Origin of the sequence: Methylomonas sp. Kb3, from assembly GCF_002834115.1 — a bacterium.
GTDB classification, from domain to species: domain Bacteria; phylum Pseudomonadota; class Gammaproteobacteria; order Methylococcales; family Methylomonadaceae; genus Methylomonas; species Methylomonas defluvii.
Map to the genome: position 1 here is coordinate 108,992 of NZ_PIZT01000065.1, position 23,631 is coordinate 132,622.

25 protein-coding genes are annotated in these 23,631 nt (G+C 51.0%); 11 read left to right on the plus strand and 14 right to left on the minus strand.

Annotated features, from left to right (window positions below):
• The first annotated feature begins 29 nt into the window (after nt 1–29).
• The 6 genes from amoA to CWO84_RS15945 all read left to right on the plus strand — a co-directional run bounded on the left by amoA (nt 30) and on the right by CWO84_RS15945 (nt 5,413).
• Entirely contained in the window at nt 30–782 is a 753-nt protein-coding gene (gene amoA, locus CWO84_RS15915; RefSeq protein ID WP_033157542.1) for a bacterial ammonia monooxygenase, subunit AmoA, read from the plus strand.
• A gap of 12 nt (nt 783–794) precedes the next feature.
• Nucleotides 795–2,033 carry a bacterial ammonia monooxygenase, subunit AmoB gene (amoB, locus tag CWO84_RS15920; RefSeq protein ID WP_033157541.1) on the plus strand — a complete coding sequence of 413 codons (1,239 nt, stop codon included), beginning with the start codon at nt 795–797 and terminating at the stop codon, nt 2,031–2,033.
• 16 nt (nt 2,034–2,049) lie between these two features.
• Nucleotides 2,050–2,823, plus strand: a complete 774-nt coding sequence (gene amoC / locus CWO84_RS15925) for a bacterial ammonia monooxygenase, subunit AmoC (protein WP_033157540.1) — start codon at nt 2,050–2,052, stop codon at nt 2,821–2,823.
• 382 nt (nt 2,824–3,205) lie between these two features.
• Nucleotides 3,206–4,441, plus strand: a complete 1,236-nt coding sequence (locus CWO84_RS15935; RefSeq protein ID WP_101053783.1) for an MFS transporter — start codon at nt 3,206–3,208, stop codon at nt 4,439–4,441.
• Nucleotides 4,442–4,461: 20 nt separating this feature from the next.
• Nucleotides 4,462–4,842: a tautomerase family protein gene (locus CWO84_RS15940; protein ID WP_033157538.1), complete on the plus strand. Its 381-nt coding sequence runs from the start codon at nt 4,462–4,464 to the stop codon at nt 4,840–4,842.
• A 64-nt stretch (nt 4,843–4,906) separates the two neighbouring features.
• Complete coding sequence (locus CWO84_RS15945) at nt 4,907–5,413, plus strand: DUF1993 domain-containing protein (RefSeq protein WP_033157537.1); 507 nt, start codon at nt 4,907–4,909, stop codon at nt 5,411–5,413.
• Between the two features lie 170 nt (nt 5,414–5,583).
• Here the strand turns inward: CWO84_RS15945 and CWO84_RS15950 are convergent, their stop codons facing one another.
• The gene (locus CWO84_RS15950; protein ID WP_033157536.1) at nt 5,584–5,874 is read right to left on the minus strand and encodes a type II toxin-antitoxin system RelE/ParE family toxin; all 291 of its coding nucleotides are present in this window, start codon (nt 5,872–5,874) and stop codon (nt 5,584–5,586) included.
• Nucleotides 5,875–5,876: 2 nt separating this feature from the next.
• Nucleotides 5,877–6,137, minus strand: a complete 261-nt coding sequence (locus CWO84_RS15955) for a type II toxin-antitoxin system ParD family antitoxin (protein WP_033157535.1) — start codon at nt 6,135–6,137, stop codon at nt 5,877–5,879.
• A gap of 126 nt (nt 6,138–6,263) precedes the next feature.
• On the opposite strand from CWO84_RS15955, the gene CWO84_RS15960 reads away from it, so the two are divergent.
• The 4 genes from CWO84_RS15960 (at nt 6,264) to CWO84_RS24710 (ending at nt 9,805) form a co-directional block, all read left to right on the plus strand.
• Complete coding sequence (locus CWO84_RS15960) at nt 6,264–6,686, plus strand: MFS transporter (protein WP_051670121.1); 423 nt, start codon at nt 6,264–6,266, stop codon at nt 6,684–6,686.
• 602 nt (nt 6,687–7,288) lie between these two features.
• Entirely contained in the window at nt 7,289–8,401 is a 1,113-nt protein-coding gene (locus CWO84_RS15970) for a GTPase (RefSeq protein ID WP_051670118.1), read from the plus strand.
• 5 nt (nt 8,402–8,406) lie between these two features.
• On the plus strand, nt 8,407–9,498 hold the full coding sequence (locus CWO84_RS15975; RefSeq protein ID WP_051670117.1) for a GTPase domain-containing protein: 1,092 nt from the start codon (nt 8,407–8,409) through the stop codon (nt 9,496–9,498).
• 124 nt (nt 9,499–9,622) lie between these two features.
• Nucleotides 9,623–9,805, plus strand: a complete 183-nt coding sequence (locus CWO84_RS24710; RefSeq protein ID WP_205800408.1) for a hypothetical protein — start codon at nt 9,623–9,625, stop codon at nt 9,803–9,805.
• A 472-nt stretch (nt 9,806–10,277) separates the two neighbouring features.
• Here the strand turns inward: CWO84_RS24710 and CWO84_RS15985 are convergent, their stop codons facing one another.
• Both CWO84_RS15985 and CWO84_RS15990 read right to left on the minus strand, forming a co-directional pair.
• Nucleotides 10,278–11,279 carry an NADP-dependent oxidoreductase gene (locus tag CWO84_RS15985; RefSeq protein WP_101053786.1) on the minus strand — a complete coding sequence of 334 codons (1,002 nt, stop codon included), beginning with the start codon at nt 11,277–11,279 and terminating at the stop codon, nt 10,278–10,280.
• A gap of 100 nt (nt 11,280–11,379) precedes the next feature.
• Nucleotides 11,380–12,222, minus strand: a complete 843-nt coding sequence (locus CWO84_RS15990) for an oxidoreductase (protein ID WP_033157533.1) — start codon at nt 12,220–12,222, stop codon at nt 11,380–11,382.
• A 104-nt stretch (nt 12,223–12,326) separates the two neighbouring features.
• On the opposite strand from CWO84_RS15990, the gene CWO84_RS15995 reads away from it, so the two are divergent.
• Nucleotides 12,327–12,770: a helix-turn-helix domain-containing protein gene (locus tag CWO84_RS15995; protein ID WP_033157532.1), complete on the plus strand. Its 444-nt coding sequence runs from the start codon at nt 12,327–12,329 to the stop codon at nt 12,768–12,770.
• Between the two features lie 142 nt (nt 12,771–12,912).
• On the opposite strand, the gene CWO84_RS16000 is transcribed toward CWO84_RS15995, so the two are convergent.
• The 10 genes from CWO84_RS16000 to CWO84_RS16050 all read right to left on the minus strand — a co-directional run bounded on the left by CWO84_RS16000 (nt 12,913) and on the right by CWO84_RS16050 (nt 23,417).
• Nucleotides 12,913–14,397, minus strand: a complete 1,485-nt coding sequence (locus CWO84_RS16000; RefSeq protein ID WP_033157531.1) for a cobyric acid synthase — start codon at nt 14,395–14,397, stop codon at nt 12,913–12,915.
• A complete protein-coding gene (gene bluB / locus CWO84_RS16005; RefSeq protein WP_033157530.1) occupies nt 14,387–15,100 on the minus strand; it encodes a 5,6-dimethylbenzimidazole synthase in 714 nt (237 codons plus the stop codon). The genes CWO84_RS16000 and bluB overlap by 11 nt, the downstream gene beginning before the upstream one ends.
• On the minus strand, nt 15,097–15,819 hold the full coding sequence (locus tag CWO84_RS16010; protein WP_033157529.1) for an adenosylcobinamide-GDP ribazoletransferase: 723 nt from the start codon (nt 15,817–15,819) through the stop codon (nt 15,097–15,099). The genes bluB and CWO84_RS16010 overlap by 4 nt, the downstream gene beginning before the upstream one ends.
• A 2-nt stretch (nt 15,820–15,821) precedes the next feature.
• Nucleotides 15,822–16,235, minus strand: coding sequence for a TM2 domain-containing protein (locus tag CWO84_RS16015; RefSeq protein WP_101053789.1), 414 nt, complete (start codon nt 16,233–16,235; stop codon nt 15,822–15,824).
• A 174-nt stretch (nt 16,236–16,409) separates the two neighbouring features.
• Nucleotides 16,410–17,450: a nicotinate-nucleotide--dimethylbenzimidazole phosphoribosyltransferase gene (gene cobT, locus CWO84_RS16020; RefSeq protein WP_033157527.1), complete on the minus strand. Its 1,041-nt coding sequence runs from the start codon at nt 17,448–17,450 to the stop codon at nt 16,410–16,412.
• A gap of 7 nt (nt 17,451–17,457) precedes the next feature.
• A complete protein-coding gene (cobU, locus tag CWO84_RS16025) occupies nt 17,458–17,985 on the minus strand; it encodes a bifunctional adenosylcobinamide kinase/adenosylcobinamide-phosphate guanylyltransferase (RefSeq protein WP_033157526.1) in 528 nt (175 codons plus the stop codon).
• Nucleotides 17,978–18,421, minus strand: a complete 444-nt coding sequence (locus CWO84_RS16030; RefSeq protein ID WP_033157525.1) for a universal stress protein — start codon at nt 18,419–18,421, stop codon at nt 17,978–17,980. Before CWO84_RS16030 ends, cobU begins: the two co-directional genes overlap by 8 nt.
• Nucleotides 18,422–18,429: 8 nt before the next feature.
• Nucleotides 18,430–18,939, minus strand: a complete 510-nt coding sequence (locus CWO84_RS16035; protein WP_033157524.1) for a hypothetical protein — start codon at nt 18,937–18,939, stop codon at nt 18,430–18,432.
• Between the two features lie 2 nt (nt 18,940–18,941).
• Nucleotides 18,942–20,828 (minus strand): ATP-binding cassette domain-containing protein, encoded by a 1,887-nt coding sequence (locus CWO84_RS16040; protein WP_033157523.1) that lies wholly within the window; start codon nt 20,826–20,828, stop codon nt 18,942–18,944.
• 291 nt (nt 20,829–21,119) lie between these two features.
• The gene (locus CWO84_RS16050; protein WP_033157521.1) at nt 21,120–23,417 is read right to left on the minus strand and encodes a PKD domain-containing protein; all 2,298 of its coding nucleotides are present in this window, start codon (nt 23,415–23,417) and stop codon (nt 21,120–21,122) included.
• Nucleotides 23,418–23,631: the final 214 nt, after the last annotated feature.

Genomic DNA, 23,631 nt, shown 5'->3' on the forward strand with positions numbered 1-23,631 from the left:
ACTGAAACATATTACGGGGGATTCTTACCATGTCTGCACAAATTCCAATTTCAACCTTCAAACCTTATCGGGGCGAAAAAGCCCGGCTGGCCAGAGCTTACGATTATCTGATTCTGGTACTGGCCCTATTTTTATTCATCGGTTCGTTCCATCTGCATTTCGCCCTGACCGTCGGCGACTGGGACTTCTGGGTCGATTGGAAAGATCGGCAATGGTGGCCTTTGGTCACACCCTTAATCGGCATCACCTTTCCAGCGGCTGTTCAAGCTGTGTTATGGGATAAGTTCCGGCTACCTTTGGGCGCCACGCTCTGCGTTGCAGCGTTGTTGATCGGCACTTGGGTTGCCCGAATCTTTGCCTATCACTACTGGAATTTCTTTCCCGTCAACATGGTGTTGCCGGCCACCATGGTGCCGGGAGCCTTGGTACTGGATACCTTGTTGATGCTGACCAACAGCCTGACCATCACCTCCATTTTTGGCGGTGGCGCGTTTGCCTTGTTGTTTTACCCGACCAACTGGCCGATCTTCGGCATGTTCCACCAAGCGGTCGAATACCACAACAGCCAGCTGACTGTGGCCGATTTATTTGGTTTCCAATATATCCGCACCGGCATGCCTGAATACTTGCGCATCATCGAGCGCGGCACCTTGCGCACCTACGGTCAGTACGCCACACCTTTGGCGGCATTCTGTTCAGCGTTGTTGTGCTCGTTGATGTATCCGCTGTGGTGGTACATCGGTAAATGGTTCGCCACCACCCGTTATTTGAAAAAAATCTAAGGAGGAATGGTCATGAAATCACTCTTTAAACCTTGGCTGTTGGCGTTGCTGTGCGTCAATGTATTGTCCATATTTACGGTACCCACCGCGCAGGCACATGGCGAAAAAGCCCTGGAGCCGTTCATCAGGATGCGCACCATCCAGTGGTACGACGTGCAATGGTCCACGCAAAAATTCAACGTCAACGATGAAGTCAGCGTTAGCGGCAAGTTTCATGTCGCCGAAGACTGGCCGATCAGTGTGCCAAAGCCGGAAGCCACTTTCCTGAATATTTCAACACCTGGGCCGGTACTGATCCGCACCGAACGTTACCTGAACGGCAAACCATGGACCAACTCGGTAGCCCTGGAGCCGGGCGGTGACTACGAGTTCAAGGTGGTCATGAAGGGCCGTTTGCCTGGCCATTATCACATCCATCCGTTTTTTAATTTAAAAGACGCCGGTCAGGTAATGGGCCCTGGGGTGTGGCTGGACATTGGCGGCGATCCCGCGGACTTTAGCAATACCATTCAAACCATCAACGGTGAAATGATCGACATGGAAAGCTTCGGCTTTGCCAATGGTGTGTTTTGGCACCTGTTCTGGGGAGCGTTGGCGGCTGCCTGGCTGTTGTGGTGGGTGCGCCGTCCCTTGTTCATCAGCCGTTACCGGATGTTGGATGCCGGTTTGGAACATGAGTTGATCACAGCTCGGGACAAAGTCATCGCCAAGGCCGTGTTAGTGGGCATTCCGGTATTGGTATTGGTGATTAATTCCGTAACCAATAGCCGTTATCCGGACACCATCCCATTACAAGCAGGACTGGATAGGATTTTGCCTTTACCGGCTCAAGTCAATGCCGGAACGGTCAATGTCGACACGCTAAAAGCCGAATACAACGTGGCGCAACGTGCCATGGTGTTGCAGGTTAGTGTCGATAATCGCAGCCAAGGGGCGGTCAGGATAGGCGAGTTTTCCAGTTCCAACGTGCATTTCATGAATGATGATCTATCCGAGGTAGGCAACGTGCCCGGCAAGGACGACGTCAGCAATAAAGGCCTGAGCCTGAATGACAACACGCCTATCGCCCCCGGCGAACAACGTACCGTCACTATTGAAGTGCGCGATGCGGCCTGGGAGTCGGAAAAGCTGGATGGACTAATCAAAGACGCGGATAGCCGAGTGGGTGGCTTACTGTTTCTTTACGACGACGTGATGGGAAAACGCTATATCTCCAGCATTTCCGCCGCCGTCATTCCCAAATTCAATTAATTCAGGAGCACACATCATGGCTACCACGACAGAACATGTTAGCTTAAGCACCGAAACCCCAAAATCATTGCCTTGGTATTTGATCGACTTACCTAAGTACCTAAAGGGTTTTGGTCTATTAGCGGTTATCTACATCAGTTTACGGTTGTATCAGGGCGCTTTTGCCATCGCGCACGGTTTGGATTCCACGGAACCCGCGTTCGAACAGTACTGGATGCGGCTGTTTTATATCGAACTGGCGGTTCTCGCCGTCGTCGTCAGCGGCTTTTGGGGTTACTTATGGACCACGCGCGACCGGAATCTGGATCAGTTGGCGCCCAAGGAAGAAATCCGCCGCTATTTCACCTTGACGATGTGGATCAGCATCTACACCTTTGCGGTGTACTGGGCGGGCAGTTATTTTGCCGAACAGGACAATTCCTGGCATCAGGTGGCGATCCGCGATACGCCGTTTACCGCTAATCACATCATCGAGTTTTACTTCAACTTCCCGCTGTACGTGATCCTGGGCGGCTGCGCCTGGTTGTATGCTAGAACCCGCTTGCCCTTGTATGCCAAAGGCATCTCCTTGCCTTTGACCTTGGCGGTGTTCGGACCCTTCATGATCTTAGTCAGCGTCGGATTCAACGAATGGGGGCATACCTTCTGGTTTAGAGAGGAATTCTTCGCCGCGCCTATCCATTGGGGATTCGTGATTGGCGTATGGTTTGCCCATGGTGTGGGCGGGATATTGTTACAAGGCGTGACTCGGCTGATCGAGCTAATGGAAAAAATCGAAGACGCCGAATAGGGCTGTTTACTAACTGATGTTGCGCAGTCATGGTTTTTGGTCCCGTTATTCCGCCCCGAGCATCGCAGCTTTTGGCGGGAGCAGCCCGGTAGGGGAGCGGCAAGGATGCCGCTCGTTTTCGGAGGGCTAGGGATAGCCCTTCCGAAAACCCTCGCCAAAAGCGAGAAGCGCAGGATTTAGGCGGAATCCGGGCGGCCTTTTCTTTGGATACTTTCTTTTGGCCGTGCAAAAGAAAGTATTTCGCCTGTCGGTGCGAGAACCGACTTCAACATAAACCAGTCGCGATAGCGACGCTGATTCTGATGGCATCAGACAAACCATAAGGTTGCGTAATGTCAGTTACTAACAAACTCTCACGAAAATGTTTAAGTCATTAGTCGCCATGCCAAAGAGTCACATTGATTCGGTTCACTATGCCTGGGTCATACTCGCGGTCACGTTTCTATGCTTGTTTATGGCATCGGCGCTGCGCTCCGTTCCAGGGATCATCATGCTGTCTCTGGAACAGGTGTTTGCCTGGAACCGGGAAACCATTAGCGGCGCCATTTCACTCAATCTGCTGTTATTTGGTCTAGCCGGACCGTTTCTAGGCCGATTGATGGATGTCTACGGTGCCAAACGGATCAGCGTTATCACCTTGATTTTGTCGGTGGCTGGCGCCGGTGGCAGCGTTTTTATGCAGGAATCCTGGCAGCTGTATTTGTTTTGGGGATTGCTGATTGGCGCAGGTTCGGGCGGCACTTCCATGATTATGGGGTCGGCGTTGATCAATCGCTGGTTTCATAAACACCGCGGACTGGCGCTAGGCATATTGGGCGCTGCCTTCTCCTCCGGCCAATTAGTGTTCACCCCTGTCCTCATGCAGATCAATGTGCATGAAGGCTGGCGTGCGGCGACATTGTTTATCGCCGTCGGCTTAGGCTTGGTGGCTTTACCGTTGGTGCTGAAATTTTTAAGAGACGATCCCGAATCAAAAGGCCTGTCGGCGTATGGCGACCATGGCGTTCATCGAACAATGCTTAAGCCGGATCAAAATCCCATGCGCTCGGCCATGCGCAGTCCGCAGTTCTGGTTGTTAGCCTTGAGTTTTGGCATTTGCGGTTTAACCACCTCCGGACTGTTTCAGACTCATTTGATTCCGCATGGCATCGAACACGGCTTCACCGAAATGACCATGGCCATGTCCTTAGGCGTCATGGGCGCGGCCGATGTGTTCGGCACCATTTTATCCGGTTGGTTATGCGACCGGTACGGCAAGCGCTGGCCATTGGCGTTTTATTACGTCGTCAGAGGTGCAACGCTGATAGTGCTGCCCAGCATAGATAGCACCGGACAATTAATGCTGTTCTCGATTATTTACGGCATGAATTGGTTATCCACGATTCCGGCAACCTCAGCCTTGACAGCGGATTTATTCGGCAAACAAAACGTCGGCGTGGTATTCGGCTGGATCTGCTTTGCGCATCAAATCGGGGCGGCCATAGCCGCCTATAGTGCCGGGTATGTCCATGGCCTGATGGGTGATTACCACCTGGCTTTTGTGGCGTCAGGTCTATTCGCTTTTATCGCAACCGGTATCGTTCTTTTCATAAAAGAACCACAAACTGTTCGTTTTTAATTTAATTTTGGAGGAATAACATGCCCTTAGTTCGAATATCGTTAATGAAGCAAGAAAATAAAGAGTTCGGGAGAAAGATTGGCCAAATCGTTCACCAAGAAATGGTGCGCACAATCAATGTACCCGAAAAAGATTGTTTTCAGGTTATTACCGAGCATGATAATAATTCTTTAATTTACGATTCCAATTATCTTGGTATACATCGAAGCGATGGCATCGTTTTTATACAAATAACCTTGAATGAAGGCAGAGGTGTCGATTTAAAGAAATCACTTTATAAAAACATAGCCGATAGTCTACATAATCAGCTAGATATACGCAGAGAAGATGTCTTAATAAGTCTAGTTGAAGTCAAAAAGGAAAATTGGTCGTTTGGGAATGGCATTGCGCAGTATGCGTAATAAGCGGTCAATACTTCTGCGTTTCATTAATCTGATTAAATGTTTTTAAAAATAGGGGGTTATTATGTCCATCGATATGTATCAAGTATCAATAAAAGTTTTTATCAAAATGCTGGGCAATTTATCGAAAATACTTGATAAAGCCGCAATCCACGCCGAAGCGAAAAATATTGATCAATCTGTGTTTATCAATTACCGTTTGGCCCCCGATATGTTTCCGCTCAGCAAACAAGTTCAAATTGCAACGGATATGGTCAAAGGCTGTGCCGCTCGCTTGGCGGGGTTAGAGAACCCATGCTATGAGGATAATGAAAGCACATTTGCCGATTTGCAGGCTCGTATATCCAAAGCCATCGCTTTTATCCAAGATGTAACCCCGGCGCAAATAAATGGCACTGAGAATCTGGCTATTAATTTCAAGATTGGCGGCACCGAGAAAAACTTTGTCGGTCTGCCATACTTGCTGGATTTTGTCCTACCTAATTTTTATTTCCACATCACGATGACCTACGCAATCCTTAGGCACAATGGGGTTGAATTGGGGAAATCGGACTTTTTGGGCGTGGATTAATTCAGCGTTTGAATTATTCATGTCTTTTGTTTTCCATAGGTAGAATGCGGCGTTTTGCCTATGGTGATTCTATCCGCTGTCGTTCTGGGAAATACCTTCGTAAAAAATTCGAACCTCATGATGAATGATCAAGCTTCCATAAATCAACACCCCACCCTGTCCTGAAATTTTTATAATTGCGCAGTGTAATTCATACTGTCATGTAGCACCCGTACAATATGAATCTTGGCTGCTGTAACACGATAAAAAACTAAATGGCGATTGATGTGGAATTGCCTGTACCCTTCACGAATGTAATCACAGGCAAAACCCAATTCCGGATTTTCAGCGATTAAAGCGAAAGCCGCATTTAATTCATCAAAATAGCGATCCGCCTGCACCTCGCCCCAGTTGCTAAATGAGTAAAGCCAGATATTTTTTAGATCTTGTTTTGCGAGTGCCTGAGTATGGATTTTGCGCATTTTCAGACTAAACCGGCTTCTTTTTTGGCTTCCAGTCTGATTGTTTCCATGTTTAATTCGCCGGCATCGCCACTCTCCTCACCTTGAATTAGGGATGTGCGTAAAGATTGCAATTTGGAGTTCGCTTCTCTTTCCTCAAGCAAGCGTAATGAGTCACGCATAATTTCACTAACGCTTGCATAGCGTCCACTCTTGAGCAAAGAGTCAATGAGGTTATTCCAGTGCTCGCCGAGGCTAACGGTTTGGGTTCGCGCTTGAGCCATGTCGTTCTCCTAATCAGATTATTAAAAGTCTCAGTAAGATATATTCTTACACCTGGAAAAGCAAACCAATTATCCCATGCAATACGGCATCGAACACGGCTTTACCGAAATGACCATGGCCGTGTCATGGGCGCGGCCGATGTGTTCGGCACCATATTATCCGGCTGGTTATGCGACCGCTACGGCAAGCGGTGGCCGCTGGCGTTTTATTACGTAGTCAGAGGCGCAACGTTGATAGTACTGCCCAGCATAGCTATGATCGGGCAATTAATGATTTTCTCGATTATTTACGGTATGAATTGGTTGTCCACGATTCCGGCCACCTCGGCCTTGACCGCCGATTTATTCGGGAAACAAAACGTCGGCGTGGTATTCGGCTGGATCTGTTTTGCACATCAAATCGGAGCGGCCATTGCCGCCTACAGTGCCGGGTACGTGCATAGTCTGATTGGTGATTACCACCTGGCTTTTGTGGCGTCGGGCCTATTCGCTTTTGTCGCAACCAGTATCGTTCTTTTTATCAGAGAACCGCAAACTGTTCGTTTTTAAGGCTATGTGCATTCTAGGGTTGGAAATCAGAACTGTTCATGCTTTTTTATCGCGCCGTTTTGTGCAAAACCTGGTTGGATCGTTGATAAGCGCAATGGCTTGTTATGTACAAAAGTTGGTTGGGCTGCCAATGCTCGTTGCCGGACGGCTTAGGTTTCCAGTAATTGTCAGGTCAACCGTTGAATGCAGGCATTCAATGACTTGTTGCTAAGTAGCTTGGTATAAGTCAGACAACAAATATATCGTGTTAGGGTTAGTCATTTGAACTTCATCAACTATATTTCAGACTTGTCTACGAACTTAAAACTGTAGCGAGACAGATAATCGCTATTTTACTAAGAACCATCAAACAAAAAATCATCATGCCTATCAAACCTAAACCGTTCGCCTATGTCTGCGCTTCATGTGGGTGGAGAAAAGCCGTTTCCCCGAGAAGCGACGCTTTAATGCCTGGAGAATATTATGACTGCTGCCCAACATGCGGTAGTAATTCCCTGTCAAAGTTGGAGCTAAACCGCCTTCAAACACTTTGTGGTGGGTTATTTGGCAGACTTCTTAAACGTTAATTGAGCTCTCAATAAAAATAAAATCAAGGGACACAAATGAGTGTAAATAATTTCGAAGAATCTCTAGGTGCTGAATTTGAAACCTTCAAAGGAGGAGTGAAAAAACCCAATATCCTGTTAATCGGTGGAACTGGTGTTGGCAAAAGTTCGCTAATAAACTGTTGTTTTGGCGAAAACTTGGCCAAGACAGGCACGGGAAAGCCGGTTACTCAATTCATTGATTATTTTTCTTGTGAAACAGTTCCGATTGTCCTTTTTGATACTAAAGGCTATGAAGTGGGCTCTGAAAAAGAGAGAGTATTTATTGAGGATGTTTTTCAATACGCGGCGAGGGATTTTAGCTCGTCAGAATCTGACAATTCTATCCATTTGGTTTGGTACTGTATTCAGGCATCGGGAGGACGAATTTTAGATTTCGACATCGAAACGATTAACAAGCTTTCTGCCTATGGCATTCCTGTCGCAATCGTGATTACCAAAGCTGAATTCCTATCAGAAAATGAGTCAATTAAATTTATAGAGGTAATAAAAAAATCATTACCAAATATACCAGTTTTTGAAACAAGCGCAAAAGACAATGGTCAAAAATGGCAGTTTGAAGATTTATTACAGTGGTCGATTGAAAAATTACCAGAAGCCTTGAAGATTGCGTTTGCATCCGCTCAAAAACAAAGTTTGAATATTAAGCGTGACGAAGCTAATAAAATTATTAAACAACACGTTGCTGGAGCTGCATTTTTTGGTTTTACTCCTTTACCTGTTTCTGATGCGCCGTTGCTTTTAGGGAATCAGGTTGCCATGATCGCTAGGATATTATACGCTTACAATCTTGATAATTTTTCAAGCATACTGAATGGATCAATATTTACACCCATTATTGGCCGCGTCATATCTGGCAGTGGAATTTGGGTTGTTGGGCAATTATTCAAATACTTCCCTGGGCTTGGGACTGTCGCCGGTGGATTAATAAATGCATCCGTCGCATCTTCAATAACTTATGCAGTAGGTTTATCTGTTTCAGAGTTATGCGAGGCAATCATAGAAAAAGGACTTGAAGGAGATGTTGGTGAACTGAATAAGTTTATTGACAACCTTGCACCATTTTTCGAACAACGATTTAAAGATAACTTTAATAAAAATCAAGGATAAGTAAAATGAATGCTCGTTATAATGTTGCCATTGTAGGCCAAACAGGAGTGGGGAAAAGCACCTTCATAAACTATCTATATGGAGAATGCGTAGTAAAAGCCGACATCGGAAGGCCGGTCACTAAAAATGGATTTCATCCAGTAGAAATGGAAATAAATGGTTTACCAGTTACCCTTTTTGATTCATGGGGCCTTGAAGTTGGAAAGCATGATCAATGGATGTCTGAGCTGAGCAAAGAGCTAGATAAACGAGGCATAAATCAATCCGCCTCCGAATGGTTTCATTCTGTTTTTTATTGTATTCAAGCTGGCGGAAATAGAATACAAGATTGCGATATAGATATAATTAAAAAATTTATTGAAAACAATTACAACGTATCTGTAATTCTGACAAAATGCGATCAAGTTGGCGAAGATGACGAGAACGCCATGAGGCAAACAATACAGGCGTCTATTCAAGGTATCTCAGTAATTTCAGTTTGTAGTGAAGAAAAAAAGACGCGATCTGGCGAAACAAAGCCTTTTGGAAAGGGCGATGTGGAGCGCAAGGCTTTTTCTGATTTTTTTGATTCATTAATTATCCGTGTTCCGCTCAGATGCAACTACGTCATGAATGAAATAAAGAGAGATTGGCTAACAGATATTAAAGCCAAGATTAAAACTATAGGACACTTTGGTTCAAATGAAAGTGATGTAAGAGAAAAAATTAACGCGGATACAGATAAGTTATACAAAACGCTTGCATCACAAATTAATAAAGAAATCGATTCTACAATAAAAATGTATGGGACTTTTTCAGAAAAACTTGGTTACCCACCTTTTGAATCTAACGTACCATCAACTTCGTCAAATCATTTTCATAAAAAGTCTACTGATCTTAATCTAACTTGGTACCAAGCTCCAGTTTTTGCGGCATTGCTACCATTTTTGGCCGTTTATGCATTATTTGCAACTAAATCCACAACACAAGCCGAGTTTTTAGACGAACTTAATACTGTAGAATCAAAGGTTGATAAATATATTGATTCACAAACTAGGAATATTACAGAGAGACTTCAAGAGCTAAAGGCCGAGGTATTGTGCCCGACTGCTCATTAATGGTTTGTTGCCATTTAAAAATATAACTGACAGAAGGATTAGGGTCGTAACAAGACAATCAAGCCCTACTCAACCACTCCATGAGATATCAGAAAATCAAATTCCAACCACTTGATCGAGTTCAATGATAAAGATTGTCGGCCATCATTCCAACCTCATTCTGCAAATAGCCTTTTTATTTCCACATCACGACGAACTACGCCACTGTGGCGCTCTTCATCAGAACGCCAACCAGCCCCGTGCCTTTCCAGTTGCGATTTATAGCGGCCTGTGGAGTTATCAAAAAATGGTTCACGTTATTCACTGATGTTACGCAACCTTATGGTTTGTCCGATGCCATCAGAATCAGTGTCGCTATCGCGACTGGTTTGTGTTGCAGTCGGTTCTCGCACCGACCGGCGAGATACTTTCTTTTGCTCGGCCAAAAGAAAGTATCCAAAGAAAAGGCCGCCCGGATTCCGCCTAGATCCTGCGCTTCTCGCTTTTGGCGAGGGTTTTCGGAAGGGCTATCCTTAGCCCTCCGAAAACGAGCGGCATCCTTGCCGCTCCCCTAACGGGCTGTTCCCGCCAAAAGCTGCGATGCTCGGGGCGGAATAACGGGACAAAAAACCACAGCTGCGTAACATCAGTTATTCACATTGAAAATATTTACGATGGAGTAGCTAAAGGAGACGTGGCGCAGACTTGCCGGTTTGCGTCGCTGCGAAAAGATCGGACCGGTGAGCGTCGTATCGATCCCAGTGCCCGGCGTTAGCCAGGGAGGGCCAGGTGTCTTCTGCTCACAGCATCTTGACGACGACTTTCCCCTTCGAACGCCCTTGGGCGAGGTAGGCAAGCGCATCTTTGGCTTCCTCGAACGGAAATACCTTGTCGATCACGGGCTTGATGCACTCGGCTTCGAGGAGTTTGCCGATTTCACTGAGTTGATCGCCATCGGGACGCACGAACAGAAATGAGTAAGTGACTGCCCGTTTTCTGGCAAGCCGCATGATCTTGCGGCTCATCAGCCCGAATACGAACCTGAGGAAGAAATTCAAGCGCTTGGCATCCGCGAACGCCGCATCCAACGGCCCGATCAGCGAGACGATCTTGCCTCCCGGCTTGAGGATGCCGACGGTTCTCTCGAGTTCGGCCCCCTTGAGCGTGCCAAGCACCACGTCGTAGTCGCCCAGCACTTTCTCGAAATCTTGCTTCTTGTAGTCGACGACTTCATCGGCTCCCAGGCTGCGCACCAGTTCAACGTTGCCGGTGCTGGTGGTGGTTGCCACCGTGGCGCCAAGGTGCTTTGCCAGTTGGATCGCAAAGGTGCCAATGCCGCCTGAGCCTGCCGGGATGAACAGCTTCTGGCCGGCGCGAAGATTGGCGCGTTCCTTCAGCGCTTGCCAGGAGGTAAGCCCGACCATCGGAATGGATGCGGCCTGCACGAAATCCAGATTGGCCGGCTTCAGCGCGGCGGCGCTCTCCGGCACCACCGCGAATTCGGCAAGCGACCCCGTGCCAAGATCGAAGATACTGGCGAAGACCGCATCGCCGGGCTTGAAGCGCGTTACGTTGCTGCCGACCTCAGTCACCACACCCGCCAGATCGCTGCCCAGCGTGGCCGGCAACTGGAAATGCAGGACCGGTTTGAACATCCCGGTTGGAATCATGTTGTCGATCGGGTTCAGGCCCGCGGCGTGGACTTTTACCAGCAGTTCGTCAGCCTTCAGTGTGGGACGAGAAATGTCGGAAAAACCGATCTCGGGCGACTTGCTATAGCGTTTGAAGGTGAGGGCTTTCATGGTTAATGTGCTATTCACAAAAAATTCCTTGTTGCTAAGTTCAGACTAAATCGGTGTTGAAATGCGACTTGGTTTCCATAACGCTGGACGACGAACGCCTTCATGACATTTGTGGTTTTTTTATTGCGTCGAGCCGCAGATCTTTACGAAGCCCTGCGTCCAATACGCGAGCAGGCGCAAATCGGCGTAGCAAGCTCAAGCGCTTAGCGAGACCGCCCGCGGTATATCGGAGCTTGGGACGAGCCGATCTGGCCGCTTTCAGCACCACATCGGCCACGACTTCCGGCTCATCGGCAATAGCCATAACTTCCTCCAACACCTTATCTAATGCCGCGCGGGTTTCGTGGTATTCCTCAAGCTGCGAATCGGCCGCCATTAGGTTCGCGTCGAACTTCGTTTTTGTGTATGCGGGCTCGATGACCGAGACCCGGATGCCTCGGGTACGCAACTCGTGGTCTAGCGATTCCGAATAGCCTTCGATCGCGTGCTTGCTCGCGGCATAAATGGCCATATACGGCATCGGCAATACGCCAAGTACCGAGCCGATGTTGATGATGCGACCGCTGCCTTGGCGCCGCATATGGGGTGTAACGGCGCGAGTCATGCGGACGATGCCGAAGAAGTTCGTATCAAAAACCGACTGGGACTGTTCAATCGAACTCTCTTCCGCTCCAGCAGGCGCAACCCCGAAGCCGGCGTTGTTCACCAGCAGGTCAATGCGTCCTTCCCGTTGCATCACCTCGCTAACGGCAGCTTCGACGGAAACATCGCTAGTCACGTCGAGAGGCAGCATCTGAAAAGAACGTTGACCGGTTTGGGCGCCCCGTCTGCTGGTCCCGTAGACCTTGTAGCCAGCCGCGGTCAGCCGCAGAGCGGTTGCTTCGCCGATGCCCGAGGATGCGCCGGTAACCAGCGCGACACTAATATTTTGCTTAATACTCATAACTCAAATCTCCTTGCGGGATGGATTGTCTATCATCTAAGTGTTACTATCATTTCGGTAGTTATGTTACTACCAATTTGAAAGCAAGTCACTACCAAAATTGTATGAACGATAAAAATATTTGTGATGACCCTTGTCCAATCGCGCGCTGCTTGGCTTTTCTGGGAGACGCATGGAGTCTTTTGATTCTGCGGGATGCCCATTTCGGCCTCACCCGCTTTGACCAGTTTCGGAAAAACCTGGGAATCGGACCCGCGATCCTGACCCGCAGATTGGCGACTCTGACAGCGGAAGGCTTGTTGGAAAAAAGGCTTTATTCGGAACGCCCGCCGCGTGAGGAGTATGTGTTGACTGCCGCCGGCCGCGATTTTCTGCCGGTGCTGTTCACGATGGGTGCCTGGGGACGTCAATATCGCGGCGAGGGCCAACTGGTGCGCATCTTGGACGCAGAAACGGGGGCAGAAATCAGACCGGTGCTTGTGGATGAGGTCACCGGGATAAAGATCGGGAATCGGCCGATACGCATTGTCGAGCCGGATGGCGACTAGGGGTTATTGCCGCTTTGGCCTGCGCTTTTATTTGGTTGCCCAGTTAAAACGGCAACAGCCCTAATCAAACAAAGGGGTTTATGCAAAAAATCCGCTGTCGGAAATGGCACATATTTCAGCCATTCGCCGCAATGGCTGAGCGTCAGCAAGCTCGCCGGGTAGATGCCGCCAACGCTTCCAGCAAGGTGAAATTGCAATGCGTTGCCAGACAATCAGCCAGACGCTCGATGCCGGCTTCGCGCAACGCATTGAAATCCAGGGCTTGCGCTTGCCGATAGCCTGCCCAATGCAACAGCGCATCGCAGGCGGCAGGCAAATCGAATAAACCGTGCAGATAACTGCCCGCCACCTGTCCGTCTGCCGAAACGGCGCCATCGTGACCATCCGCTAGCGAAAATAAGGGTTGTGCCAGCGCCGGACCGCTACTGACGCCCAGATGAATCTCGTAGCCCGCCACCTTTGTCGTTTGCCCATAAAACGTGCCGGTGGTTTGTTTCAAGCATTTTTCCGCGTGCAAAATCGTCTGCATATCCAATAAATCCAGGCCGGCAGCACTACCGGCCGGACCTTCCAATCCGAGCGGGTCGTCTATGCTTTTGCCCAACATCTGAAAGCCGCCGCAAATCCCCAGCAGTTTGCCGCCGTAACGCAAATGGCGAGCAATAAATTTGTCCCAGCCTTGCTCTCTAAGACGGGCTAAATCACTACGCACCGATTTGCTGCCGGGTAGCACAATCAAGTCTGCACCGGCTACCTGGTCTGGACTTTTCGCAAAACTGACCTGTACGCCGGGGTGCAATTGCAATGGATCGAAATCGGTATGATTGCTGAAGCTGGGCAAATGCGGTACGACGATGTGAAACGCGCCGGTTTGGCCCTGTTGGGCATGCCGAGTGGATAAGGCATCTTCGGCTTCCAGATAAAGATCGTGCAGATACGGTAGCACGGCCAACACCGGCTTGCCGGTTCGCTGTTCCAGCCAGTCCAAACCGGGTTTTAGCAGCGCAATATCGCCCCGGAAGCGGTTGATGACAAAACCGATTACGCGCTGTTGTTCGCTTGCCGACAGCAATTCCAGCGTGCCGACCAAGTGCGCAAACACGCCGCCACGGTCAATGTCGGCGATCAGAATCACCGGACAATCCACCGCTTCGGCAAAGCCCATGTTGGCGATGTCGCCTGCGCGCAAATTGATCTCTGCCGGACTGCCGGCACCTTCGACAATCAGCATCTGGTACTGAGCGCCCAAGCGCTGCCACGATTCCAGAACCGCTTGCTTGGCGACTTTTTTATAATCGTGGTATTGGCTGGCCGATTGGTTTTGCAGGACTTTGCCGTGAATAATCACTTGCGCGGTGGTGTCGGTATTGGGCTTGAGCAGCACCGGATTCATATCGCTATGCGGCGGCAAACCGCAGGCTGCGGCTTGGGCGGCTTGGGCGCGGCCGATCTCGCCGCCGTCGACGGTTACCGCGCTATTCAATGCCATGTTTTGCGGCTTGAATGGCGCGACGGCGATGCCTTGACGCCGGTAATAACGGCACAAGGCCGTCACCAAGGTACTTTTGCCGGCATCGGAGGTGGTGCCTTGCACCATCAGGGCGTGGAAAGGCGGCTTAGGATGCATCGGGCCAGCCGTTTTCGTAGACAAACGCCGATAAAGGTTGCGGCGTTGCCCAGTTTTCCAGTTCCAACATGGGTTTGGGGTAAAACTCGGCGACATGGCCCAAGCAAAGCACCGCAATCGGCCGGCTACCGGTGGGCATTTTCAATAGTTGCGCCAATGCGTCCGGATCGAATAGCGATACCCAACCCAGCCCCAGGCCTTCGGCGCGGGCCGCCAGCCACAGATTTTGAATCGCGCAGGCCGCCGAGGCCAGATCCATTTCCGGCAGTGTGCGCCGACCGAATATGTGTTGCTCGCGCCGGTCCGGCAAAGCGACGATCAGCAATTCACCGCAATCGAGTATGCCTTCCACTTTAAGCTTCATGAATTCGTCGTGCCGTTCGGCGAGGGCTTCGGCGGTAAGTTTGCGTTCCTGTTCGACCAGCGCGTAAATATCATTACGTAAACAGCGATCAGTGACGCGGATAAAGCGCCAGGGCTGCATCAAGCCGACGCTGCCGGCCTGATGCGCGGCTTGTAATAGACGTGCCAGGACTTCGGCATCGACCGGATCGGAAAGAAAATGCCGCATGTCGCGGCGTTCGGCGATGGCGCGATAGACGCCGGCGAGTTGTTGGTCAGGGAAGCGGTGCGCGGCAGAGGCGTCTTGCGGTGCAGATTTGTGCTCGGGAGTTGCCGGCGAACGCGGCGATTGCTGTGTCATTGCAGCATGGCAACCATTAGCACGGCGGCTTCCGTTAGCTCGACCGCCGCACCGTAAACGTCGCCGGTTACCCCGCCCAAGCGCGAGACCGCGGTTTGCCGTACCCAACATAGTAAGCCTCCGGCGAACAGTACGGCCGGTAAACCTAAAAACACCGCGGCAGTCAGGACGCTAATCACCAACACCGCTTGGATATGCGCTCTTGGCAATTGTTGCAATAGCGCCTCGGCCAGGCCTTTTGGGCGAATATAGTCAGTTGTCAGCATCAAACCCAGAATTGCGGTTCGGCCTAAAACCGGGGCCAGCAGCAAGGGGGCGAGGCGAGTTTGCTCGAACATAGAGGTCAGCGCGGCAAACTTCAGGACTAAAACCAGCACCAGCAAGCTAACCGCAATCGGTCCGGAAGCCGGATCTTTCATGATTTGCAGGCTACGCTGTTTGTCGCCGTAGCCGCCGACCCAAGCATCGGCGCAATCGGCCAAACCGTCCAAATGCAGGCCACCGGTCAGTAAGACCCAGCCGGCCAAGACGATAGCCGCCAACAGCATGGGCGCACTGCCGGCAAACAGTATCGGCGGCAGGCTTAGGAGCATACCCAGCAGCAGGCCGACCGCCGGATAGTACAAAACCGAACGTCCCAACACGGGAGCGCCAGCCGCGTCACGACAACTAACGGGGATGCGGGTCAGAAATTGCAAGGCAAGCAGAAAAGCATCCACGATTATTTAAGATGACGTCCCTTGGCATCTTTATAGATGTGGCCGGTAGCAATTAATACGCCCTCAATGAAGCCCCCCATGACGCCAAAACCGCCGGTAACCAGCGTGACTACGGCTTGGGTGAAGCCGAGGAAATAGAAGCCCAGATAAATGCGATGCAAGCCGATCGCGCCGAACGCGATCCCTAGCAAAGCCGCGACCAACTTGCTTTTGACTGGCTTGGCTTCCATTAGATAAGCGCCGACCAGGCTGACGTCGGTGACTTTATCTTCGTCGTGATCGAAATCCACATCATCGCCGACTTTGGGCGGCGCTTCCGATGTCCATTGATCCAGGTGGAATTCGTAGAATTGACCTTCGTATTTGATCACGCCGGTCTGGCATCTTTCATCGTAACTTTCTATGTGTCCTAGCATGTTGTTTACCAAATCAGTTGTATGTTTTTATTATTATGTGCAGCTGCCATTAGGACAGTTGCCGGTCGCAAAGCAAGCTCGACGTCAGCCCAGCTTATTTTTCGCGGCTAATGATACGGGAAAGCCCAAGGCCCCGCCATTGCGCTTGACGCAGCTTGCTAACGCAAGCCTATTTCAGGCAGTAGAGACTTGCGCTTGACTGAATGTGGCCATTTCATTGTGTAAACGACAGGCCATTTGCAGTAAGGGTACCGCCAACACCGCGCCGCTACCCTCGCCCAGACGCATCTGCAGATTCAATAACGGCTGAGCGTTCAAGGCTTGCAGGACGCGGGCATGGCCTTTTTCCGCGGAACAATGGCCGTAAAAAAACCAGTCCACGCAGCCGGGATTGATCCCCACCGCCAGCAACGCCGCGACACTGCTGATAAAGCCATCTATCAACACCGGCAGACCTTGCTGGGCGGCGCTGATATAGGCTGCAGTGAGCGCGGCGATTTCAAAACCGCCCAAGGTTTTTAAAATATCCAAAGGCGATTGCAGAGCCGCTTGGTGGAGCTGTAAGGCGGAGTCGATAACACGGGCTTTGTGATCGATTTGTCCGGCGTTCAAACCGGTGCCGGCGCCGGTAATCTCGGCGGCCGGTATCCGCAAACTGGCGGCAGTTAAAGCGCTGGCGCTGGTGGTATTGGCGATGCCCATTTCCCCGCCGATAAACAAATCGGCGCCGTTCGCTACCGCCCGCTCGACGGCAGCCCGGCCAGCGGCCAAGGCTATCGTTAACTGTTCGTCGTTCATCGACGCTGTCCGTGAAAAATTAGCGGTGCCGGCACCGGCTCGATGGCTGATTACATTGGGTAAGGCCACTGGCTGCAATAGACCGACATCGACGACTTCGAAATAGGCATCGACATGCCGGGCCAGCACATTCACCGCGGCACCGCCGGCCGCGAAGTTTTTTACCATTTCCATCGTTACCACTTGCGGAAATGCCGAGACACCTTCCTCGGCAATGCCGTGATCGGCGGCAAATACGCTGACATGGATTTTTTCCAGTTTAGGTATTTCCCGGCGCTGCATCGCCGCCAACCTGACCGCGCAATCCTCCAGCAAGCCCAAGGAGCCGGGCGGCTTGGTCAATTGTGCTTGCCTGCTTAAAGCTTGTTGGTAATAAGCGGCATCAGGCGCGGCAATCGGCGCGGATAAACTGTTCATAATCAAATTACAGGGTTTTGAGGATTTGCGGCAAACCGGCGGTGACCAGCACCACCTTGTCGCTGATTTGCGCGAGTCTTTGATGTAAAAAGCCGGCTTCATCGACGAATCGGCGCGTCATGGCGTCGGCGGCTACGACACCCAGGCCCACTTCGTTGCTGACCATAATCACCCGTTGCCTGCCGGTCGCCAGTACGGCGCATAAGGCATCGGCTTGTTGCTGATAGCGCTGTTCTTGCAGATTACCTTGTTTATCGAACAACACATTGCATAACCACAACGTCAGACAGTCCACCAGCAAGCAATGTTGTTTGCCGGCATATTCGTTAATCACGTCCGCCAAGGCGATGGGTTCTTCAACGGTTAACCAATGCGGCGGCCGGCGTTGTTGATGGTGCTGGATGCGGCTGTGCATTTCGTCGTCACCGGCTTCAGCGGTGGCGATATAAACCACGGGCAGGCCGGAGGCCAAAGCCTGTTGCTCGGCATAGCGGCTTTTACCGGAACGGGCGCCGCCCAAAACCAGCTCAATCATCCGCTAACCGCACCGCCAGTACATCGCATTTAGCGTGATGCAGCACGCCGTTGGCAGTAGAGCCGAGCAACAATGCTAAACCATGGCGACCGTGCGAACCTACGACAATCAAGTCGGCCTGAATCTCTTCGGCTACCCGGACGATTTCCAGTTTGGGGCTACCCATTTCCAGATGTTGCCGTTCGGCGGGAACCTGTAGTTTCTCGCCCAGCTCGTGCAGGCGTTTCTTGGTGGCATCCATCAGTTCCTGGGTCAGATCCACGTCGAAGGGAATGATGGGGCCATAGGCCGGATCGGTAATCGGCAAATTATCGACCACATGGACCAAGCTCAGTTGGGCAGCGTTTTGCGCGGCGATTTGCCTGGCTTTTTCCGCAACTTGACCGCCATGTTCAAAAAAATCGGCCGCCAATAAAACATGTTTATAAATCGACATAATTCCTCCTAATCGCTAACAGCGATCTCGGTAAACAACAAAGTCATAACCTGTGTGGAAATCAGTATATATAAAAAAGCCAACGCCAAGCCGAACATCAACGGCCTATCCAGGGCATGCCGAAAAATATTGCCGTTAACCAGCCAATGCCAGCCCATCAGAGCTATCATCGCGATATATGCCACCTGACTGATCTGGGTATACAGACTGGCGACCGCCGGAATGGCGCACAAACTAATCACCACATCAGAGCCCAATAGTGCTGTCAGGGTTTGTGGAAAACGGGCGGTTTTTCCGGAAAAATAGAGTAGCGGATAGCAAAAACCTATCATCAACACCGTCTCGGCGGCAATTTGCAGCAGGGCATGCGACCAATCGCTATCCAGCAGCAAAATCAATAGATTAACCAGCAAATAGGGTATGAACATCAGCCGCATTAACCAAGGCGACGCCGGCACATCCTGCGGGCCTTTGCGCATAATGCAAATCTCAAAAAACAACACCATCAGTTGGTACATGATCACTCCGCTTGTTGTAGGTTTTCCTCCGCTGCCAGCCAATCCATTTCTGCCTGTTCCAGCGCGCTATCGATTTGGCCTTTCCGGCTCAGTAACTGCTTTAATTGTTCCTTATATTCCTCGGCATAAATGGCCGGATCGGCCAATTGTTCTTCCAGATCGCGCTGTTGCTGATGAAACTTTTCCACTGCCGCTTCGGCTTTTTTCACCGCGTCCAACAATGGTTTTAAACGCTGCCGGCGCTCCGCATCGAGTTTACGCTGATCCTTGCGCGACACCCCGCCGCCATTGTCGTTGGCGACCGGTTCGTCGCCCGCTTTCTTTTGTTCGGCAAGCCATTGCTTGTAATCGTCCAAATCCCCGTCGAACGGCTGGATTTTGCCGCCGGCTACCAATAACAGTTGGTCGGTCACCGAGCGCAATAAATGTCTGTCATGCGAAACCACCACCAGAGCGCCTTGGTATTCCTGCAAAGCCACGCTCAGAGCGTGGCGCATTTCCAAATCCAGATGGTTGGTAGGCTCGTCCAGCAGCAACAAATTCGGATTTTGATAAACCAACATCGCCAGCACCAAGCGGGCTTTTTCGCCGCCGGAAAACGGTCCGACCGGATCGTTGACCTTGTCGCCGCGAAAATCGAAGCCGCCCAGAAAATTGCGTAAATCTTTTTCAGTCGCTTGTTTATCCAGCTTTTGCAGATGCCAGAGCGGGCTTTCTTCCAGGCTTAGCAATTCCAATTGATGCTGAGCGAAATAGCCGATATGCAAATCCTGAGCGGTTTGTAGCTTACCAGTCAATGCCGGCATTTGCCCGGAAAGTACTTTGATCAGGCTGGACTTGCCGGCGCCGTTGGGTCCGAGCAGGCCGATGCGGTCGCCCGGCGCAATCGATAGGCTGGCGTTTTTAATCACCACTTTATCGCCGTAGCCGATGTCGGCTTCTTCGATTTTCAGCAGTGGATTGGGCATTTTCTTCGGCGGCGGAAAACTGAAACCAAACGGCGAATCGACGTGAGCCTGAGCGATCAATTCCATGCGCTCCAACGCTTTGATCCGGCTTTGCGCCTGTCTGGCTTTGGTGGCTTGTGCTTTAAAACGGTCAACAAAACTTTGGATATGGGCAATCTCACGCTGCTGCTTTTCGTAGGCGGTTTGTTGCTGAGCCAGTTTTTCGGCGCGCATGCGTTCGAAGTCGGAATAATTGCCCGTGTATATTTCGGCTCTGTTTTGCTCGATATGCACGATGTGGTCGGTGATGGTGTCCAGAAAATCGCGGTCATGCGAAATCAACAGCAGCGTGCCGGGGTACTTGCCGAGCCAATCCTGTAGATAAATCACTGCGTCCAAATCCAAGTGGTTGGTGGGTTCGTCCAAAAGTAAAACATCGGACCGACACATCAGCGCTTGCGCCAAATTTAAACGCATACGCCAACCACCGGAGAATGAGCTGACCGGCCGGCTTTCTTGCTCGGTGCTAAAACCCAGACCGTTTAACAAACGCGAGGCCCGAGCTTGCGCCGTGTATCCGCCGACATGATCCAAAGCGGCATGTAGCTCCGCCAATTTGATGCCGTCGTGCGCTTGCTCGGCCGTATGCAATTTTGCCTGCAACGCACGTAACTCTCTGTCGCCGTCCAGCACATAATCGATGGCTGAACATTCCAAGGCCGGGGTTTCCTGGGCGACATGGGCGATTTCCAGATTCGGCGGCATGGAAAAATCACCTTCGTCGGCATGCAATTCGCCGCGCAATAACGCAAAAAAGCTGGATTTGCCGGCACCATTGGCTCCGGTCAGACCGATTTTTTGGCCTTTATGTATCGTGAAAGAGGCCTCGCTAAACAGCAAACGGTTGCCGCGACGGATGGCGATGTTTTTGAAATTGAGCATGATGGTCAAAAGTTGGCTGGGTGCGACACCGCACAATAGGGGGATTTTAGCGCGGCAGGGGGTTGCGCGTCTTTTGCAGTTTACGTGACGACGCAGAGCCGGCTATTTGCGGGCTTGTTGTTGAGCAGGGCAATAGGAGCTTTTGGGAGAGGAGGGATAAGCCGCTAGGGGATGTAAGCGGGAGCGGTAATGTTTTTAAGGTTATCCCGATTTCGGATGAATTATCGTCAAACGGGGCAACTCCGGAATACGTCGGGGACGGCCAAGAACCAGCCGCCCCCGAGAATTAACTTACCAGGACAAACTGCGTGAAATAGCGCCACTACCATCGTACAAGTAGCCATTTTTAACTACCTTGGTGACGGTGAACGCGCAAGTACCCTTGCTGTTGCTAGGTAACAGGGCACTGCTCAAACTGGTCGAGCCCTTTGTGCCGGTAATGGAATAGCTTGCCCCGGTCACATTAGTTTTGCTGGTGCTCGAGGTAACCGAGCCACTCCAGGTACCATAGACGCCTGCACCGGTAATGGTCGATGTTCCGGATTTAACGGTAATGTTGGCGACGCATTGCGATTTACCTCCGCTTAACAATTTTCGAGTCATCACGGTACTGGCAACTTTCATATTCATCGCTACGACACTTTGCGCCGCCTGAATACTTTGTGTGGTGCTGGTTTTCAAACCGCTGCTATCGGTAACGGTTAGTGTTGCGGTATAGGCGCCGGGGGTATTGTAGATGTGGCTGACCGATGTGCCAGTTGTTGCCGCAGAACCATCGCCGAAATTCCAGGCGTATGAAGAGATCGAGCCGTTTTTAGTGCTTGAGCCGGCACCATTCAACGTAACATTCAGCGGAGCGTCGCCGACAGTTGGCAGCGCTGTGATGACTGCTGAGGGTGGCACCAACGCTACAACCGGGTAATTGCCGGTAATTTGGTATTGACCAAGGCTGCCGTAGTCAGAGTAACCCGTAGTTAAGTCGCCTTTGCCTACTCCTTCGACTTTCAGGAAATATTTTCCGGCGTTGAGCGAGACGTTTAAGGATGCCGCCAAGCTGTCCACCGGATTGGCTTGGGCCACCGTTTTGCCTTGCGCGTCAATTAACGTTAACAACACATCCAAATTGGGCGCTATTGCATCGGGTGTAACATTCAACTGCGCGCTGCCCCCGCCGGTTGAAAATACGAAAACGTCGACGTCCGTTGTGCGCTCGATGATGCCACTTTGTGAAACCGCACTGGCGTCGCCGGCTAATGGTGCCGCACTGGCTGTTGCATCCGGGAAGTCATCGGGCCGCACAGACGCACCCGCAGCGTTTATTACTGCAAGATCATCCTGCAGATTGTTGGCGCCCGGATACTCGCCTTTACTCCATTGTGCGACAGGTTTGTAATAGCCCACTCCCATGATCGGCGCCCAGCCGGTAGCACCGCTACCATGGCCGGCATAGTAGCCGGTGCTGGCATTGCCATCATGATTGAGGTTTAAGTTATGCCCTACTTCGTGTGAAATAGCTTCTGCAACATATTTGGGATAACCGTTGCCCAGTTTGTCGAAGAATACCCAGGCGGGCCGATAGCGTTCCGGGTAGGCGGCTGAATAATATGAAAACACATTAACGTAAGCCACGCCGCCGCATGTCTGGTTGCAAAGTTCCGGCATAGACCGGGTAACCACGGCTCGAGTGCCGTACTGAATGTCACTGGTGCTACTGCGCCTCAAGGCATCCAAAGTGGGCTCCTGGGTCGTCACGTCAACATCGAATGGGGCGTAGTCTTCCGCTACCCGTTGCCATATTTCGCGAATGTTATTTAATTCCGTAGTGCTGAAAGCGCCCGGGTTGCCATCTATATCATAGGCTTGAGCGGTAAGCGTAGTCATACTCCAGGCCGTGTTGGTCGCGATGTGGCCATTGAAGTCCAAATAAATAACGCGATTGGAACCAGGCTTGCTGTGCAGGGCGAATGGGTCGGCAGTTGCCGTACTGGCTACGCCGCTACCGGTGCTGGTGACCGTGGCGGTTTCTTGCTCGCCTTGTCCTTGAGTGATTTTGGTATGCTCGTCGATATAAAGCAGGCGGCCGCTTTCATCGATCCAGGCGGACGCATCGGTGCGCAATATATCTTCCAGGCGTTCGCTGGACATGTCGTAGGCTTTCGCCACATCCCCCAGCTTGTCGCCCAATGCGTCGATAGCTGCCTGACCGTTCTTTTTGCCTGTTAGGGTAATTTGCGGAAATGCCATTTCAGTTTCCGCCTCGGCCAGGTCGGTAATCTTGGCTGATGAACTTTGCGATTTTGCCCTGACCACGTCGAAGGGGTTTTCCATGCCCGACCCGTTTAAACCCGAGACAAATGCTTGAACCCGGCCATCGGCAAGCAGGGTCAGCCCGTAGTTATAACCGATCAAAGCGCTTTCGGCTTCTTGTTGCGAAGAAAAGTACAGTGGCTCTGCAGATATGCCGGCGGCTGAAGCGGGTAATTCGGTACTCAAATCATTTTCGATGGTCGCTTTCTGCTCAATCGGCGGCGTGGCGCAACCCACTAAGGTAGTGATGACGGCGGATGCGATGAATGTCTGTTTGTTCATGGTGGACTCCCGTGTATGGAAAGATCACTGTACCCATTCTCAAAATCGGCAGGCACAGGCGAGTAATACTGACGACAAAGTAAAGAACAATGTGCCCAAAAATTCTGAGATCAGAGTGGCTATTTTAAAAAGAACGGAAAAAACTGAACGGCGCCGACCTTTCCCAAGGTAACTCATAACAATACCCAAGTGCCGCTCCCCAGAAAGCGCGGGC